The following is an 18,991-nucleotide window of genomic DNA, read 5'->3' as shown; positions in this document are numbered from 1 at the left end:
AAACTGCTCCACAGACTTCGGTGCAGCCCCTCGAAGGCCGGCCACCTCGTCAAGGCCATCGTCGTCCTCGCCAACCACGAAGCACGATGAAAAAGGCTCCGTGAAGTGCGTGTTGCGGGTCTTTGTAAGTGACCCTTTCGGGCTGCTCTCGGTCAGCGCGATGGAGATCAGAGTCCGTCCGCGAGCTGTGGTGGGGGATCCGACGCGCACGCTTCCGGGGGCGCACGTTGCTGCGTCGACGGTCTTCCGATAGGTCCGCTGGCGTGGACTTTTGCCGCTCTGCTGCGCCTGGTCGTACGGGGCCGGGTCGGAAAGCAAACAAGGGCCTCGGCTGCGGTTTCCCGTGCGAGGCCCTCGTTACGTGCCCGGCGAGGCACTGGCGGAGGATACGAGATTCGAACTCGTGAGGGCTTGCACCCAACACGCTTTCCAATTCTGCGCCTCGGTGTTCATGGATGGTCGAAACTCCAGCTGAACTGGGGCTTGTCATCCTGTTGGACGTTCCTGAACGCCACTGAATGCCTGCGAATGCAACCGGGATTGCAACCACGAGGGAGCACGTCCACGATCAGCTGGAAGCTCCCCCACCATAACGCCCTCCAACGAGATCGAGATCGGTACCGGCTCCCACGTCTGGGCGAACACTAGGCCAGGCGACCCGCTGGGACGGGGCCGCCTGGACCGTCGTCCTCCGCCCGTCCCCTTTTCGTAACCTCGTCATGGACGCCTCAGGCACGCCCTGGCTCAACGCGTCAGGCCAACCCTGCTACGCCCTCGTCACCACGGCCTGACCGCCCGCTGGCATTTCTCCCACCTCCTGCGACACGGCCGGAACCAGCGGGGCCAGCGCATTCTTGACCGCGCCGCGCACCAGCAGCTCGTGGTTCCACTGGTTCCGGAATGTCCGCAGGCATCCGTAGCATGAAGTCTCCTCACCGCAGTCGCACGAGGAGACCTTGGCGAACGCGCCCGCGAGAACGGCATCCAGATGCTCGGCAACGCGCATCGCGTTGCCCGCTCCCCCCGGCACCGTGTCGTAAATGACGACCGCCCGCCGCCCGCCGGGCTTCGGGTGCAGAGTGCCGTTGATGTCATCGGCGCTGATCTGCAACTCGTTGGCTGCCCCTTCGAGCAGTGCCGATGTGAGGGACAACAGAATCCCGTCATCGGCCGCGGGCAGCGCCCGGGCGTCGAAGGCCAGCTCGAGGATGTCGGTCTCGTAGCGGTGGGCGAGGGTGCGCGGCTTCAGCGGCCCACCACATTCGGTGCCGCGCAGCGGGCTGAGATGTCGGCCCTTGGTCTGCCGACTGTTGGGCGGAGCACCCCAGCCGCATCGCTCGCAGATCATGTGCCCGCTCCCGGTGCGCCCGTTGGAGATAGCGATCAGCTCTCCGCGCGCGCCTGCGTTCGCGGTCACCGTCCCGCCGTTGGCGAGTCGCCACAGTAGCTCCCGACCCTCCGGCGGTGGTGACAGGACGTAGGTCGCGCCGTTCCAGCTCCGCTCAGGAGGCTGAGTGCTGGGCCGTCCCGTCTTCTTGGCCGCGACGAAACCGAACTCCGGGACGACGTAGGTACGAGGCTTGTTCGCCGCGGAATATTTGATTCCGCAGGCAGGGCAGACGGTTTTCAGCTCGTCGAGACCGTGTTGGAAGTAGTTGCATTCGCGGCAGACAACGAAGCGTTTGCTGACCAGTTCCTTGTTCGGCAGCCTATGCACGCCCGCCGAGGTCCAGAGCACGCCGCCCGCGACGATCTCCGATCCGGGCGCGTACTCATGGATCGCGGCCGAGAGATCGCGGGAAAGCTCCAGATGGTGTCCGACGTCGCTGTCGGTGTGGGAGGTGCGCAACTCGACCGTATCCACCGGGAAGCCGTATTTCGGCAGCACGTTGCGGTTGGCAAGGAACCCGATCAGGCTCCGGCCGCGCAGGGTGTTGAGCGTCTGCTTGTACCGGTCAGCGAGCCGGAAGTCATCGGCGTCCTTGGCTTGGCGCATCCGCTCCTCGAACGCGCCGACCTCGTCGGCGAAGTTGGCCTGCACGTCCTCAAGGTGCCCCCAGAGCTGTTCGGCCCACGCGCCTCCCTCTATGTCGAGGTCACGCTGAACCGGGTGCGGCAGAATACGCCGGAGCGAGGCTCGGACGCCTTCCGGCATTGGTGTAAGGAAATCCCGTACCTCATTGCTCGCTGGATTGTCTCCGAGGAAGAAATCGCCGGCGGTTCGCCAGGTGCGGCCACCGCAGAGCATGTGATGGCGGAAGAACGCGGCGATGGCCACCGAGTGCGCATGCCGTCGGTCGATGCGCTCGTTCTCCAGCGGGACGTAGGGTGCACGAATCCTTCCGCTGATCATCTGCTCGGGTTCTTGGAACCGGGACAGGTCGTGCGAGCGCCGCTGGGCATAGGTGATGACCAGGGCAGCCGCCGAGGCACGCCGACCCGCCCGACCGGCACGCTGCACATAGCTCGAGGTGTTCGGCGGCATGTTCCGCAGCAGCACTGCCTGGAGTTCGCCGACGTCAACGCCCAGTTCGAACGTGGTCGAGCAGGACAGGGCGTTGACATGACCGCGCACGAAGTCCTGCTGAATCTTCCCGGCCTGCTGCCCCGTCCACTGCGCCGTGTGCTCCTCCACTCTCAGAGGCACCGGATCGAGGCTTCGGTACTGGGCGCGGTAATGATCGTCGTCCAGCGCTTCGGCGGGCAGCGTGTATGGCTTCAGAAACCCTTCGCAGCGAAGGGTGGGGCAGACTCCGCGCACCGAAGCAGAGGTGAGACGCAGGCAGCTCGCGCACTGGAACAGCGCACCCTCCGCAGACGGGACGAGCCAGCGGTGGTCGATCTGGTGGAGTGCGCCGAGCCGTCGGTCGTGGATGGGCACGAACCATCCGTCGTCGAGCGAGGCGAGGAACCGCCAGCAGTCTCGGAGCAGTGCGGCGGGGTCGGCGGCGGCGTCCAGGCTGTGCAGCACGCGGGTGAGGTAGTCCAGGCGCCGGTTGGTGCCGCGGGTCGGCGTCCAACTGATCACTTTCCGTGCCGCTTCGGAGCCACCCGACCGTACATGGATCGGGCCCTTGCGGAACTCGAAAGCCTCGTCGTCGGCCGCCACGCCTTCCGGCATGCTGATCGCGCCCTGGGCACGAATCGATGCGACGAGCTCGTTGAGAAGGTCCCAGACCTCCTCCTCGCCGAGGCCGAGGCGGAGCAGGGGCTCAGGGGTGGGCCAGAGTTCGTCCCTTCGCATCCGGATGCGGAGAAGGCCCCGCCCCTCCAGCGATTGCCTGTCGTCGGTCGGGAAGAGTTCCTGGGCGACCCATAGCCCGGCGAAGCGCACCCGTTGCTGTCTGGTCTCGCGAACGAAGACCCTGTTCCTCTTGGCGACCTCGGCCACATGGAAGATCAGGTCGTCGAGTCCGAAGTCGGGATCTTGGGCGGTGGCCTGTTGGAGGCCGAGCCAAATGAGCCTTCTGCGCTGGACCGTGCCGTAGCTCTGACCCAGGTAGGGAGCGAAGAAGGCCGCCGACTGCCTTGAGTCGCTGAACATCAGGAGCTTGCGGCCCTCGCCCGGCGCGGTGACGACGGGATCGGAGGCCGGAGGAATCGACTGGTACAGCGCCGTGGTGACGACCGCAGGGGCGGCGTTCTCGCCGCTTTCGAACCTGCGGATTCCGTTGGGCGTGTTCAGGCCGCAGGCCAGACAAGGCGGCGAATTCCGCGCACGGGTGAGCCGCTGTACTGGGTGGAAATGCCCGCCTGTACAGGCGAGGCAGGCGGCGACCATCGGGTTCAGGGTGCCGCAGGCCGTGCAGAGCAGGGCTTCGACGGTATCGATGTTCGACACGCTGTCGTGGAAGGCGAGATCGTCCTCGTCCACGACCTTCTGGCCCTCGCCGAGCCTCAGCCAGACCTGCGGCTGCCCGTGTCTGCGGGGTGCGAAGCGCTCTCGGCCTTCCGCGGTGTCAATGGTCCCGGAGAGGTGGACCGTGCCGCATCGCTGGCATGAGCCGAACTCGAACGCGGCTGCCGCGCACTGGCCGCATTTCTCATGGCGGCCTAGGGAGACGTGCGGGCCGCTCTCCGACAGGCATGTGTAGGCGCCTTCGGTGGCCCGGGCGAACAAGTGGTAGCGGGCGGACAGAACCGGGCTCCCGGCGGCGTCGAACAGGCGGCTTCCCGTTTCAACGAGGTCGGCCAGCGCCCGCGCGGGATCCGCCGCGTCGGCGAAGACCTCCGCCGCGGCCTCCTTGATCGGGCGTGGCCCTTCCCCAAGGCTCCTACGCAGCTCGGCCATTCGCTGCTCAGCCCGCAGCAGCCCCGCGGCGTCACCCGGGGCGACGCCGTACGAGGCAGCCAGCTTTGCGATCTGCTCGGCTGGCTGGGCGGCGGCGGCCAGTGCGCGGTAGTCGGTGTCGCTCAGTGGACCCCAGGTCGGTGCGGGTGGGTCGACCCGATAGGTGGCCCGGACCAGATCGCGATGGGTCTTGTCGCGCTCGTCCCAAGCGAAGGGGGCGTCGAACAGGCCGGAGGCGAAGCGGGTTACTGCAGCTGCGTCGTCGCCGACGGTCGCGCTGGTGGCCAGGCACTGGAGGCCGCGATCCGCCGAAACGCGGTCGCGCAGCCTGCGGAGCAGCATCGCCAGTTCAGCGGCGCGCGCTCCGTCGTAGACATGGGCCTCATCGACGGCGATGAACCGCCAGTTCCCGCCGTGCGTACCCTCGAACAGCTCCATGTCGGCGGGCCGCAGCAGCAGATATTCGAGCATCGCGTAGTTGGTGAGCAGGATGTGCGGGGGGTTCGCCCGCATCTCAGCGCGGCTGAGCAGTTCGTTCGGGAGCAGCGGCTCACCGGGGTTGAGTAGTTCGAACTCCGCCCTTGCCTCGGTGTCGTGCTCCCGGGTGTCGCCGGTGTAGCGGCCGAAGGTGATGTGCGGTGTGCCCGCGAGCAGCTTGCGCAGGCGCTTCATCTGGTCGTTGGCCAGCGCGTTCATCGGATACAGCAGGAGTGCTCTGACTCCGGGCCCGAGCCGCCGCTCCCGGTGCTGACGGGCCAGCTCGTTCAGGATCGGGAACAGGAAGCTCTCGGTCTTGCCGGATCCGGTACCGGTTGCGACCACGACGTTGCGCCGATAGGTGATCGCCTTGCGAAGCGCCTCTTCCTGATGCCGGTAGAGGGGGCGGTCGAGTGGGAGCTCCGGTCCGCCGAGCGTGGCGAAGGCGGGGTCGAGAATGCCCTCGTCGATCAGTGCGGACAGTGCGGAACCCGTCTCATACGGCGGGGTGGCCTCCAGAAAAGGTCCTTTGGTGAGCAGAGGACTCGTCCGGATCTGCTCGTCCAGTGCTTCGGCTATCCGAGGGTCTCGGACCGGAAGAAGTGATCGCAGGTAGCGCCGGTAGGTGGCGATGACCAGTGCGCTGGTCGCCAGCGGGTCGAGATTGCCGGGCATGGGCCACTCCGCTTCCGCGAGTTTCCGATTGCTCGAAGAGGTTGCGTTTCCTGATGGTAGAAGGGCAATGTCTCCCTCGTCTCTTGTTCGGGTGCGAAACCCGGCCGCGTTCCCGGCGCCGGCCCGCAGAGCCACGAGTGAAGGAGGTCTCCGCGTGGTCTTTTCGCTTGTGTCCGGGGAGCGGCACTGGTCGTCCCGCCTACGTGGCGCCTCACTCGTTGTGGAGGCGGACATCGACTACGCAGAGGCGGCCGATGCGGCGCCGCTGCTGGGGGCGGGCTTCGGGGCCTGGCTCGCCGCCGGACGGCAGCCTGAGCGGTTCTTCGAGCAATGGCCGGCGTGCGTCGCCGTGGTCATGACGGGGGTGGCGGCCCACCACTACGACAAGGGGACGTTCTGGCGGTTCCTCCGGCAGGCGCTGGGCCGCGAGGAGCGGATCGAGGAAGAGAGACACTGGGGGCAGGGTTATACGCGGGCCGTCCACGAACTGGGCATGGCGACGTTCCCGGGGATGCCGCGCACATATCTGGGTCCGATCCTCATGCACGCTGGCATTCCGATGTCCTGCCTTGAGGACTACTTGAGAATGATCATCCGGCGTCGGCGCGCCGACCCCGCATTGGACGCCGCGAAACTGCTGCGGTGGGTGCGCGGCTCCGGACGCAGGACGAAGATCGCCATTCCAACTCGGAGCTTCCTCCTTGAAGGTACCGAGTACGCCCACGACTTCGTGGAGCGGACCATCGACCTCGTCGCCCGGCTGGCCGAAGGGGCCGATCTCGACGTGCTGAGGCTTCCGCCCCAGGTGGTGGAGCATGCGAGGAGACTCAACGCTGACCGTCGCCTCGACGTGGCAGGGCTGAGCGGGCGGCGTTCGCGGGCCTTGGCCCCTGCGGAACCACGGCTGACCCTCGATCCGTTCGGGCAGGGTGTCCAGGTGGTGCTTCCGGCGCCGGGCGGCTCAGCCGACCCATGGGTACTCGCCGTCGATCAGGTGGTCGCGGAACTGCCCGGGAGGGTCCTTGATCCGCGGGAGCCCGCGCTCCCCGCGGCGCACCCAGTGGTACGGCCAGCGCGCGCGGTCCTGGTCGCACGGCGCAGCGGTGGCGATCGGCGGGAGCTTCCCCTCGTCGACCCGGCCGCGCCGCTGCTCGTCTTCACGGACCTGGGTGAACTCGTCCCGCCGGAGTCGCCGCTGCCTCCCGAGCCGGTCTGGCTGCTCCATCCGGCGAACGCGCCCGTCGTGGGGAATCCTCCCGAGCGGATGGAAGCGGACCTCCCACTCGGTTGGGCGGGCTGGCTGCTGCGGTACGTGGATCTCACCGACGCCGTCGCGGTGGAGATCGAGGGATTCCCAAGCAGCCGGCGGTCGGTCCGGGGATACGCGCGTCCCAGGCTGCTCACCGGCGATCCGATCGCCGGGGCCGCCTCGGCGGCTGGAGCACCGGTGTACTCCCGCCCGCCCGCGCTCCAGCTGCTCGGCAGCGCGGACTTCCCGACCTTGTGGACCGTCGAGGTCAGGTCCTCTGAGGACATCCTCCTCCTCTCCCGCACGGTGGAGGTGACGGCCTCGGCCGTAGTCGAAGACCTATGGGAAGGCATTGCCAGGCCGATGAACGGCGACTACGGCGTCGTGGTACGGGGGCCGCTCGGGCGCGGTATCCGCAGTTCCGTCACGGTGGTTGAAGGGCTCGCCGTCACCGCGGACCCTCCGGTGCGGCCCTTTGCCGACGACGGACTGGCCGAAGTCTCGATCGATGTCGTCGCGGGTCCCGGGACGGTTGCGACTCCATCGCGGATGGCTCTGGCCCCGGATGTGCTGTCGGCGTCGTGTGTGGTGCGCTCGCCGGAAGGCGCCACGCGGCTGCTTCTGACACCGACGCACTATCAGCTCAGGTACGAGCGGGTGGACGATCTCCACGGATGGAGCGCGGGACCGCTCAGGCTCACGACCGAGGAGGTGTCGGCGGAGCCCGGTGCGCTCCTCATCCGCGTCCCCGGCACGGTGGTCGGGGAGCTGGAGATGACCGTTGGCGGGCGGCAGGTCCAGCGGCTGCCGCCCGCCGGGCGCAACTCTTCCGACACCGCGCGCTATCGGTTGGACAGAGCGGTGGACACCCTCGCCCACCATGGTCGGGCTGAGTTCCGGATCAAAGGTGTTTCGGTGGCCTCCGTCCGGCCGCGCGCCCTAGCACAGGGCGTGCGGTGGGATCGGGACCACCTGCGGCTGGAGGAGGCAGCCCCAGTGACCGGGCTGGCGGCTGGCGTCTATCCCGTCCGCGCGCCGTGGCGCAGGCCGCATGTCGTTGCGGTCGGGCCTGACGGCGTAGTTTCCCTGCCACCGGAACTCCAGGCTGCAGGCCCGTTGGCGGTGCATCTGCGGATCGACGATCCCTGGGTGCCCGCGCCATGGCCACGGTGGCCGGACCGTTTTCATCTCGCCGACGGCGACGGACATGTGGTGAGCGCCGACGTAGCCGAAACCCAGCTTTCGCGTTTCGCCGCGGGGCAAAGGGATCTTCCGCCCTTCGTCGGCAGCTTTCGCAGGCTCTGGGCACTGCTAGGGCTCGCTGGGAGTTCATCCCTCGCCGAGGGTGTGCCGCAGACCTGCGCCGAAAGGCTGCGCGGCGCGCCAGCAGAGGCTTTGGTCGCCCTTGCCGGCATGCGTCCCACGGTTGCGGAGACCGTGACCTGGTTGATTCCCTCAGGGGTCTGCGCGGTGGCGGCCCCGCCCGTCGAGCACGCCGCGCGACTGTGGTCTCAGGCGCCTGTCATCGCGGCCCTGGCCGGCGGGCTCGCCGATCCGTGCGGAGCCGCCGCCACCGCGGCATGCGGCGCGGTGTTCGCGGAGGTCAGGAGGACGGCCCGTGACCCGTTCCCGGTCCGCGGTCACTGGGCGGCGGACGGCAACGGCGGCGTCTCCGGTGGGGTCCTCGACCCGGCGCGGCGGCGCGCGGCGGTGCAAGCCCTGGTCGAGGCGGAGGGCGGGAGCGCCGACCCATCGGGTGAGGTGATTCGCACTGCGTTGCGGGTGCTTCCCTCCGCGGCTGCACGGCGGTTTCTCATGGGTCGTGTCCCCGAGGAAGGGCAGGACGGCCGGGGCGCACTGCCCGCCGCTTCCGCCGCTCACGCGCTTCTTGCCAGGGCCGCCGCGCACGGTGATGCCGCGTCGGCCGAAGCCGAGCTGGCCTTCCGGATTTCATGGTCGAAACTAGCGAATGCCGCGCCCGAAATCGTCGCTGTCGACCTCATCCTTGGTGAGGTGATTTGTCGCAGTAAAGGGTGATTGGGTTCGCCAGAATGCCCTGACCTGCTTGACGATGTGAGTTTCGCGCTGCAAGGCTGGATGCTGCATGACAGGCGCGGCCGCGGCTCTACGATGGGATTCTGTGTGACCAATACGAAGGCTTCCCCGCTGCATCCAGCGGACTTCTCATTCGGTCAGAAGAACAAGGCCCTCATCCGCCGGACAGCGGAGCTGGTCACGTGCGAGGACCTGCAGGCGGAGCTCTCGCGGATGCCGGAGGACCCACGCAGGCGGTTGCTCCAGCACTTCAAAATGGGGGCTGCGAAGACGCTCTCCAGGGCAACGCTCGAACATCTCCGGGCGCTCCTCAAAGGGGGCGGGGCGCGGCATCGGGAACTCGTCGGCATCCTCTTCTCGGGAGCCCAGCCCACTTGGGACAACTCTGCGGGACTAGATGCGGCTGACGTGATCGCTCATCTCACCCCCGGTGCGCCGCTGAGTGAACGACAGACCTGCCTCCCGCATCTGTACCGCAGCCACTCCCTGCTCCGCTGGAGCGCTGCGATGGCCGTCGATCTGCAGCTCTCACTCGCCCCGCTCGCTCTCGGCCTGCTGGTGGCCGAGGCCGACATTGTCGGTTCTGAAGACGCGGAACTCCTGCGCAGCGCGTGGTCCGCGCTCCGCGCGCAAGTCCCTGAGCTCCCCGCCGTCCCCGCGACGGCCGAGGAGATCATCGCGCGGATGGCGGCCTGGCAGGATCTAGACGCCTCGTCAGCAGGAGACGAGCCCATGCCCGCGCCACTTCTTGAGGAGCTGCTGGTCGATGTGCGGACTGCGTTCGCGGGGGCGGTTCCGGCGGCCGAACGGCTTGTCGGCGCGTTCACGAACGGCACGCGCCCCCTCAATGGTGACCTCGCCGCGCTCACCGCCGCCCGCGACGGTTTCGTCGAACTGCTCCGCTCGATTGAGATAGCCGGGCTGCCGGGGGCCGCTGAGGAGATCGGCCCCGGCTCGGAGGATTTGTCGCTGGACACAGTCGAGACCCTGCTGCGGGCCGCGGCGAACGACCGGGAGATTCAGCGTCTCGTCCGGCTCACCGGGCCCGACCGCCTGCAGGACGTCGTCGCGGAGATCCGTGAATCGGCGACCGACGGAACGCACCGCGCCGAGTTGGAGCTCCTGCTCGAACTGCTGGTCCAGGGCGTGGACGACGAACGCGAGGAACGCGCCTACGAGGAACTGCCCCGAGCGTGGTTGAAACTCATCCCGAGGATTCGTGAAGGGGATGTGCGGATCACTGAGGAGGCGACGGATACACGGGGCGAATCTGAGGGCGCTCCCGTCGCGATGGCTCCAGAACCGCCCCCTATTCCAGAGCCCGAGCTTGCCACCTCCCAGAAGCAACTGGTCCCCGAGCCTCGGCCGAAGCCGCAGGACGGCGTACCGTACGTTCCGTCGGTGCCGTCCACAGTGTCGGTTCCGCGAGAGCGGGAGAAGCCGAACCCGCCCGAGCGGGATTCCACCCCTGCTGGCGTGCCGACGGCAGCGTCATTCTGTGCGGAAGCCGTGCGGGCGGAGAACAGCGCGTTGGCCGCGGGCAGGCTCGGCCTCGCGGCCTGGATCAGGGCGGCTGAGGCACGCCCCGAACCCGAGATCAACGTGCGGCGGGCTGCGGCGCTGGCTTCGCGGATCACCGGCTTTGCCGACCGCGACGCGCCGGAGTTCACCGACCTGATCCGGGGGCTGACCGCGCGGACGCTGAACGACGACCCACTGGGACGGCTACTCGCCTTCACCTCGGTAGTACGCGCGGGTCTGGTCTATCCGACGCCGGAATCGACCAAGGTGCTGGAGGAGATCGTGCCGGTCTTCGGGCATTTGCCCGGGCTCCGAGGCTGCGCCGAAGCCTTTCTGCGTGCATCCAGGGCTGGCGCCTACGTCGTCCCCGGCAGCTACACGGCGAGCAGCGACCCCGCTCCGCAGGTCGAGGACAGAGCGGAGGCCGTGAGGAAGGCCAACGAACTGCTCAAGAACGGCCAGCAGAGGAAGATCAAATACGAGCGTGCGACGACCGTGCTCCGGATTCTCCTCGACCCCCGGGGCGAACTCGGCCGCTACCTCGCGTTCGTCGGCGCGGACGACGAACGCGAGCAGGGCCCGGTCCAGGACTTTCTCGTCCGACTCGCCGCCAAGGGCGCGGTGGACCGGATGATCGACGAGGTCGTCGCCGATCTCGGACCACGTAACGGCAAGGGAAAGATCGAGGCCGGCGCGCGCACCAGTCTTCACAAGCACGTCCAGGACGCTTTGGACGTCGTGCGCCAATGGTCGGCCGCACTCCGCTCCGCCCGGATCCGCCACCCGAGAGGCGACGAGGACTGGCTGGTCCGGGCGCTGCATGACCTCCGGGAATCAGTGCTCCCGTACCGCTCCACCGCCGCTGCCGAACTCCTCGAGTTCGGCCGCGAACATGAAGTGGAGACCGGCCCTGCCGCTGCGCTCCTGTCTGAGGCCGTCATGCTGCTGGACGGCGCTCGCCCATCTTCCGGAGGACTGCTGCCCGCACAGCTCCTGCACGGCGACCTGCTCCTGGCCCCGAGCATCCCCGTCGATCAAGAACTGATGCCTGCCCGACTGCCGGAACTGGCCGAGCTCGTGTCCGTCGCACTCGCTGGCCTCCCCGACTGGGAGGCGGCTTTTCATGCCCGCGCCGAGCTGCGGGACCATGCGGGGACACGCGGGGTCATCGCCTGTCTATCGGTGTCCGATCCTGACCTCGCCGACGCTCTCGCACAGGCGCGGAACGATCTCGTCAAAACCGCGAGGGTGCAGCGCGACGAGGAGATCGACGGGCTGCGCGACCGAGCCGCCCAGTGGCTCCGCGACGGCACGCTGAGCGAACGGGAGACCCTGGGCATCGACAGCGAACTCCAGGAACTTGGCGGAGACCGGGAGGACTTCGGCGTCGTCGCCGAACGGCTGCGGGAGATGGCCGCTGACCTCGATGCCCTGCGCCGGGCCAGCATCGACCAGGCGTTGACCGATGTGAGTGACCAGGTCGCGAACAACCCGCAGAACCCGCAACTCGCGGCGTCGGCCGAGAAGGCCGTCGAGCTGATCGAGAGCGGCGACATCATGACCGCGAATGAGATCATGGAGCAGGCCGCGCGCGGCAACGCGCCCGCCGAGGCCGGGACCAAGGTCGCCTACTTCCCACGCTTCTTCCCCGCATTCCCGGGCTCCTTCGCCGACCTCGTGATCAGGGAAAGCGGGAAGGCGAGCAAGCATCTGGAGACGCGTCGCGCGCTGCTCACCAAGATTGCCCACGCAGCGCAGCAGGGACGCGAGCCGAGCGATCCGGAACTCGCCGCGATCTTCGTGAACGCCGGGATCGAGCTTTCACGCCTGCGCCCGGAGCGGCGGGAAGAAGTCAGGGCAGGACTCGCCCAATGGCAGACCCTTTCACAGGGCCAGAAGGCCGCGGGGAGCCTTAAGACGAGTATCGACAAGGTCCTGCGGATCGTCGGTCTGCAAGGCGAACAGCAGCAGGGTCCTGAGCAGGCGAACCGGGCCTGGATCACACTCAACGGCGTCCGGCCCATCGGCGATTCGCCGCTGCCCGCATTCGGTTCGGCGATGAGTCCTTCCGGGGAGGCGCTGCGCCTCCTGCTCGTTTGGCGGTCACCCGGCGTGCAGGAGATCGTCGATCTGGTCAAGAACGGGGCGGGCAACCAGACGATCCTGGTGTTCTATTTCGGTCTCTTGGACGTTGAGCAGCGCACTGAGCTGGCCCGGGTGTCGCGGAGCCGTCCCTCTCCGGTCGTCGGCGTGATAGACGACGCGTTGATCGCTTTCCTCGGCGGTATGGCAGAACCCGACTGGAACATAACGGTCAGCCTCATGGCCCCGTTCACCGCGAACAACCCCTACACACCCACTGGGGAAGTCCCGACCGAGATGTTCGTGGGCCGCGACGTGCAGCTCGAGGAAGTGATCAACCCCCACGGATCGTCTTTCGTCTACGGCGGTCGGCAACTGGGCAAGTCGGCTCTGCTCGACAAGGCGAAACGCGACCTGAGCCTGCGCGAGCCGAACCGCGTGGTGATCCTTGAGAGCATCCAGGAACTGGGCCGGGGCAAGAGAGCCGCGATGCTGTGGCCACAGCTTGCCAAGCAGTTGGCCAGATTCCAGGTGATCCCTGACGGTATGGCCGAGCAGGAGGAGATCTGCTCCGCGGTCCGGGAGTGGAGCGCGGAGGACCTTTCCCGCCAGCTCCTCGTACTACTGGACGAAGCCGACAACTTCCTTAATGAGGACGCGCGCGAGGGCGATTTCGCGCATGTCACCGCATTGCGCGACCTCATGCGGAACACCGGCGGCCGGGTCAAGGTCGTCTTCGCGGGCCTGCATCAGACCGGGCGGTTCCAGAGCCTGCCCAACCAGCCGCTCACCCACCTCGGCGAGCCGATCGCGATCGGCCCGCTGCTGCCGCAGCACGCGTTCAACCTGTTGGTTCGGCCGCTTGCGGCACTCGGGTTCACCTTCCCTGATCACCTCGCCGCGCGGGTCATCGCCGAGGCCAACAACGCGCCCGCGCTGGTCCAGCTCTTCGCCGAAGAGCTGCTGAACCGGCTGCGGCGGCTACCGCGGGCAACGGCACGGCTTCCCTATGAGATCACCCGGGCCGATATCGAGGCGGTCTGGTGTGATGAGAAGATCGAAAAAGGGATCAAAGACCGCTTCGAATGGACGCTCAACCTCGACAAGCGTTACAAGGTCATCGCCTACGTCGTCGCGTTGCACAACCTCGATCACGGTCTGGACTCATCCCTCGCGTCGGCGCAGCTTCGCAAGGAGTGCGAGGACTGGTGGGGGGCTGGGTTCGCGAGCAGCGGCGCCGACGGTTTCCGCAGCCTCCTTGAGGAATGCGTCAGCCTGGGGGTGCTCCGGGTGGAGGGCGACCGCTACCGGTTGCGGACCCCGCACATCCTGCGGCTGCTCAACGGTGAGGCCGGTGTGTTCGAAGCGCTGGAGGTGGCCAGCGGCTTCGGTGAGCCCGAGGCGTTCGACCCGAACTCCTACCGGGCCGCGATCGGAGACGACGAGCCTTCGCCGCTCACCGCGGGCCAGATGTCGGGGCTGCTGCGGGCGCGGCACGAACTGAGAGTCATCGCGGGCTCCTCGGCGCTACATCTGGAACGGGTCATCGAGGCTATCGGCGACGGACACCCGCAGGACAAGAGCGGAAACGTGGCTGGCAGTGCCACCTTCATCGACGCGGTGAAGGCCGCAGCGCGCCGTCGAGAGCCGGGCTTGGTGATCTACCAGCCGGCCCGCGGCGAGAGCGTTGAGACCGTTGCCGACAGGATCAGCGATGCCAGGGCGATCGTGGCCGCCGAAGGCCGTCGAGCGCCGACGGTCGTCGCGGTGCTCTCGGCGGCGTGGAGCCCGCTCTGGGACGCTGAGATCATCCAACTCGGCAAGTTCGACCGGGCGGGGCTGCGTGGATGGCTGTCCGACCGCTTCCCGTCCGTCAACGACCAGAGCGTCACGCGTGTCCTTGAGGTGACGGGCGGCTGGCCGGCCCTGGTCCAGCTCGTCGCCGCACGCCTCAAGCAGGGCGGCGATGTGGAGACCGCGCTTTTCGAGTGCCAGGAGCACCTCGGCCGGGCCGCGGCGGAGTTCACCGCGTCAACGGGTGTCCAAGACCATCCCGTGCTCACCGCGGCCTGGCACGTGCTGATCGACAATGACCCGGACAACCCCGACCAGCTCGCGGAACTCCTCGACCTCTACGCAGAATACGAACCCGCCCTGGCCGACCTTCCCGGCCACGGCTTCGCTGCCGCTGCCGTGGTCATCGATGCCCTCCGCACCCTGGGCGCCCTCCAACCCGCCGGTGACGGCAACCTCACTTGCAACCCCATTCTCCGAACCGCAACCCTGGCCTGCCGTGCCTCGTGAGCTGTGTGGGCTGGGGCTCCGCCAAGTGTGGGCGCTGATCCCCGATTCGGCATTCGATCAAGGCTGCATCACAGGAATTCTGGCCGACGCCGGGTTTGGCGGCATCGCCGCGTTCGGTGCGTCCGAAGGGCCGGTCGGCGCGTTGTCGCTATCCCGTCCGCCTGGATTCGGCAGCCGAACGGGGCCAGCCTGTCCCTGTGGCTCGCGGAAGGGCAATGCTTGCGTGGAAACGGGAACCTCGACTGCGTGAAAGCGGGATTGTCCACTGCGTAAGAGCGGTACTGTTACGCTATGGGCACCGACTACCAGCCACGTCTTGTTGATCACCTGCTCGGTGAGCTCGTTGGAGAAATGCCAGCGGTCTCCCTGATCGGACCCCGCGCGTCAGGAAAGACGACCACTGCTCGGCAGCATGCGGCGACCGTGATCCATCTCGATGCGCCAGGCGTCACCGGGGTCTTTCGAAGTGATCCGGACGCGGCGCTGCGGGGACTTGCCGAGCCGGTTCTGCTCGATGAGTGGCAGGAAGCCCCCGAAGTGCTCGGGGCGGTGAAACGTGCCGTGGACGCCGACCCGCGACCGGGACGTTACCTCCTCACCGGTTCCGTCCGAGCCGAACTCGAAGCTCATACCTGGCCAGGCACAGGGCGAGTCATCCACGTCCCGATGACCGGGCTGACGGTCAGGGAAAAGGTCGGACGAGCGGAGGGGCCCGGCCTGCTGGACCGGCTGGTCCGCGAGGGCGCTTCCGGCCTGCGGCTGCCACCGGTCATTCCCGATCTGCGCGACTACGTCGACGTGGCGCTCGCGGGGAGCTTCCCCGAGCCGGCTCTCCGCCTGTCCCAGCGAGCTCGGCGACGCTGGTTCACCAGCTACGTCCAACAACTGCTCACTCGCGATGCGGCCACCGTTGATCCGGGGCGAGACCCCGAACGTCTACGCCGGTATTTCGAGGCGTTGGCGTTGAACACCGCCGGCGTCGTCGAACAGACAACGCTCTTCCAAGCTGCGGGCATCGACCGAAAGACAGCCGTCGCCTACGAGAGTCTCCTCAGTAATCTCTTCGTCTTGGACATCGTTCCCGCCTGGTTCACCAACCGGCTGAAACGGCTCGGACAAACCCCTAAACGCTATCTCGTAGATCCCGCGCTGACCGGTGCCGTCGCCGGTATCGACAGCGACACAGCCCTGCTCGACTCCGACCTGCTGGGCCGGATCATCGACTCCTTCGTCGTAGCCCAGCTACGGGCGGAACTCCCACTCAGCGACCACCAGCCGAGAATCCACCACCTCCGCCAGGACGGCGGTCGAAAAGAGGCAGACGTGCTCGTCGAACTCTCTGGCCACCGGGTCATCGCCATCGAGATCAAAGCATCCAGCAATCCAGGACGATCCAGCGCCCGCCACCTTCGGTGGCTCCGCGAAGAACTCGGCGACCGCTTCGTCCACGGACTGGTGCTTCACTCCGGCCAGTTCATCCAACAGCTCGACGACCGCATCACAGCTGCCCCGATCGGAGTCCTCTGGGGCTGATCAACAGGTACGCGGACAACCCCGGCCATCTGGGGCGCGCAGGGGGCGTCGCCGAAGCTGCGCATGCCGCGAAGGCGTGCGCACCGCTGTCCGGCGATGTTCCGGCAAGTCCACTGACGTTCACTTTTATCGCCTACGGGGGTTGGCGGGTGTTTCGATGGGGTTCGGTGGTTGCAGTTGACTGCAACCGGAACTGCAACCACACAGCAGAACGGCCGGTACTCGATCGAGTACCGGCCGTTCGGTGCGCCTGGTCGTACGGGGGCCGGGTTGGGAAACAAACAAGGGCCTCGGCTGCGGTTTCCCGTGCGAGACCCTCGTTACGTGCCCGGCGAGGCACTGGCGGAGGATACGAGATTCGAACTCGTGAGGGCTTGCACCCAACACGCTTTCCAAGCGTGCGCCCTAGGCCACTAGGCGAATCCTCCGTGGGAGAGTCTAGCGGGTGTTGGGGAGTGGGAGAACACGGATTACGGACGAAGCGGGGAGGGGGGAGTAGAGGTGGGGGAAGAGGTCACCGGTGGGGGCGGGGTCGTAGCGGACGTCGAGGCCTGACGGGTCGATCTCCAAGAGGCAGAGGGTGGCGGGGTCGGCGTCGGCGTAGTAGGTGGTGAGGACGTGGGGGAGTTGGGGGGCGGTGCAGCAGTGGATGAAGCCGACCTCGGTGAGGGACTGGTCTCGGGTGGACATCGCGTAGGGGGCCGATGGGGTGGCGGCGGCCCAGGCCGCGCGGGCGGCGACGTGGAAGATCGAGGACATTCCTGGGACTGTACGGCTCGGGGGCCGGGATGCCATAGACTCGGGAGCAGACCCCTCGCATGGCGTCATCTTGTGAACCTCCCCAGGGCCGGAAGGCAGCAAGGATAAACAGGCTCTGGCGGGTGTGCGAGGGGTCCTTTTCGTCGAGACGGACGGATCCCTAGATGAGTCTGGCTCTCTACCGCAAGTACCGCCCGGCCACCTTCGGTGAGCTCAAGGGGCAGGAACACGTCGCCGAACCGCTCCAGCAGGCCCTGCGCAACGGGCGGGTCAACCACGCCTACCTGTTCAGCGGGCCGCGCGGCTGCGGCAAGACCTCCAGTGCCCGGATCCTCGCCCGCTCCCTGAACTGCGAGCAGGGGCCGACCCCCGACCCCTGCGGGGTCTGCGAGTCCTGTGTGGCGCTCGGCCCCGGCGGCGCCGGCCACCTCGACGTCATCGAGATCGACGCGGCCTCGCACGGTGGCGTCGACGACGCCCGCGACCTGCGGGAACGCGCCTTCTTCTCGCCCGTCTCGGCGCGGTTCAAGGTCTACATCATCGACGAGGCCCACATGGTCACCCGGGAGGGGTTCAACGCCCTCCTGAAGCTCGTCGAGGAGCCTCCGCCGCACCTCAAGTTCGTTTTCGCGACGACCGAGCCCGAGAAGGTCATCGGGACGATCCGGTCGCGCACCCACCACTACCCGTTCCGGCTGATCCCGCCGAAGACCCTCCAGGAGCTGCTGGAGGAGATCCTCGGGTCCGAGAACGTCCCTTACGAGGAGGCGGCGCTGCCGCTGGTCGTGCGGGCCGGTGCGGGCTCCGCGCGCGACTCCCTGTCGATCCTCGACCAGCTCCTCGCCGGATCCGACGAGGCGGGCATCACCTACGCCCGCGCCGTCTCCCTGCTCGGGTACACCGACGCGGCCCTGCTGGACGAGGTCGTCGACGCGTTCGGGCAGCGCGATGGGGCCGCGGTGTTCGCCGCGATCGACCGGGTGATCGAGAGCGGCCAGGACCCGCGCCGCTTCGCCGCCGACCTCCTCGGCCGCTTCCGCGATCTGGTGATCATGGCCAATGTGCCGGAGGCGACGACGACGGGCCTGATCGACGGTCCGGCCGACGAACTCGACCGGATGAAGGCCCAGGCGGCGTCGATGGGCGCGGCCGATCTCACCAGGGCCGCCGATCTCATGCACACCGGCCTCACCGAGATGCGGGGGGCGACGTCTCCGCGGCTTCTCCTTGAACTGATCTCCGCGCGGATCCTTCTGCCGGGCGCCTACGGCGACGAGTCCGCGCTGCTCGCCCGGCTGGACCGCCTTGAGCGCTCCGGCCCCCCTGCGGCTTCTTACGCGGCCCCCGCGCGAGGCGCCTTGCCGTCTCCGCCTCCGGCCGCGGCCTACTCCGCGCCTCCTGCCCCTGCGCCTCCTGCCCCTGTGCCTTCGGCTCCCGCGCCGGCGCGTCAGGCTCCGCCGACGCCTCCGGCCGCGCCCGTCGAGCCCGCGCCGAGCCCGCAGCCCGCCGCGCAGCCGCCGAAGGTCGCCGACTGGGCCGACGAGCCCGTGCCCGCCGCGTCCCCGGCCTCCGCGCCGGAGCCCCCGCGGGCCCAGGCTCCCGCGCCGCGCCAGGACTCGCGGCCTTCGGACGACGGGTGGGGCGCGCCCGTGCAGCCGGCTTCCGCGCCTTCCGGCGGTGGTGGCGGTGGCGTCGACGTCAACGGGATCCGCCAGCACTGGCCGCGGATCCTGGAGTCGGTGCAGCGCCGCAGCCGCGTCGCCTGGATGTCGATCATGGAGGGGGTCGCGCCGGCGTCGGTCGAGGGCAACCTGCTGACGATCGCGTTCGACCACGAGGGCAAGCGCAAGAACTTCGTCAACGGCCGCCGCGACGGGGTCCTCGCCGAGGTGCTCAAGGAACTGTTCGGGGTGGACTGGCGGATCGAGGCGGTGCTCGGCGGGTCGCTGCCGTCGGCGCCGCGCCCGCCCGCTGCGCCCCCGGCCCCCGCGGCCTGGGACGCCCCGCGCCCCGCCGCCCCCGCCCCTTCCCCGGCTCCGGCCGCC

The 18,991-nt window shown here is 68.2% G+C and carries 6 protein-coding genes, 1 tRNA gene and 1 other RNA gene; 5 read left to right on the top strand and 3 right to left on the bottom strand.

What is annotated here, in order from left to right:
* Nucleotides 1-766: 766 nt before the first annotated feature.
* Nucleotides 767-5,443 carry a DEAD/DEAH box helicase gene (locus ACYVOM_RS10125; protein WP_460303012.1) on the bottom strand — a complete coding sequence of 1,559 codons (4,677 nt, stop codon included), beginning with the start codon at nt 5,441-5,443 and terminating at the stop codon, nt 767-769.
* Nucleotides 5,444-5,663: 220 nt separating this feature from the next.
* On the opposite strand from ACYVOM_RS10125, the gene ACYVOM_RS10120 reads away from it, so the two are divergent.
* The 3 genes from ACYVOM_RS10120 (at nt 5,664) to ACYVOM_RS10110 (ending at nt 16,187) form a co-directional block, all read left to right on the top strand.
* Nucleotides 5,664-8,729, top strand: a complete 3,066-nt coding sequence (locus ACYVOM_RS10120) for a hypothetical protein (RefSeq protein WP_460303011.1) — start codon at nt 5,664-5,666, stop codon at nt 8,727-8,729.
* 105 nt (nt 8,730-8,834) lie between these two features.
* Nucleotides 8,835-14,654, top strand: coding sequence for an ATP-binding protein (locus ACYVOM_RS10115; protein ID WP_460303010.1), 5,820 nt, complete (start codon nt 8,835-8,837; stop codon nt 14,652-14,654).
* A 291-nt stretch (nt 14,655-14,945) separates the two neighbouring features.
* Complete coding sequence (locus tag ACYVOM_RS10110) at nt 14,946-16,187, top strand: ATP-binding protein (protein WP_460303009.1); 1,242 nt, start codon at nt 14,946-14,948, stop codon at nt 16,185-16,187.
* A gap of 340 nt (nt 16,188-16,527) precedes the next feature.
* Here the strand turns inward: ACYVOM_RS10110 and ACYVOM_RS10105 are convergent.
* A tRNA-Ser gene (locus ACYVOM_RS10105) sits at nt 16,528-16,615 on the bottom strand.
* A 10-nt stretch (nt 16,616-16,625) separates the two neighbouring features.
* A complete protein-coding gene (locus ACYVOM_RS10100) occupies nt 16,626-16,946 on the bottom strand; it encodes a DUF952 domain-containing protein (protein WP_460303008.1) in 321 nt (106 codons plus the stop codon).
* A 46-nt stretch (nt 16,947-16,992) separates the two neighbouring features.
* Here ACYVOM_RS10100 and ffs point away from each other — a divergent pair.
* Nucleotides 16,993-17,088, top strand: an RNA gene (gene ffs / locus ACYVOM_RS10095) — signal recognition particle sRNA small type.
* A 22-nt stretch (nt 17,089-17,110) separates the two neighbouring features.
* The coding region (locus ACYVOM_RS10090; protein ID WP_460303007.1) for a DNA polymerase III subunit gamma and tau at nt 17,111-18,991 on the top strand (1,881 nt) is incomplete at its 3' end.

Source organism: Actinocorallia aurea (assembly GCF_054783995.1).
The sequence above is the reverse complement of the archived record's forward strand: the minus strand, read 5'-3'. Positions and strand labels throughout refer to the sequence as shown.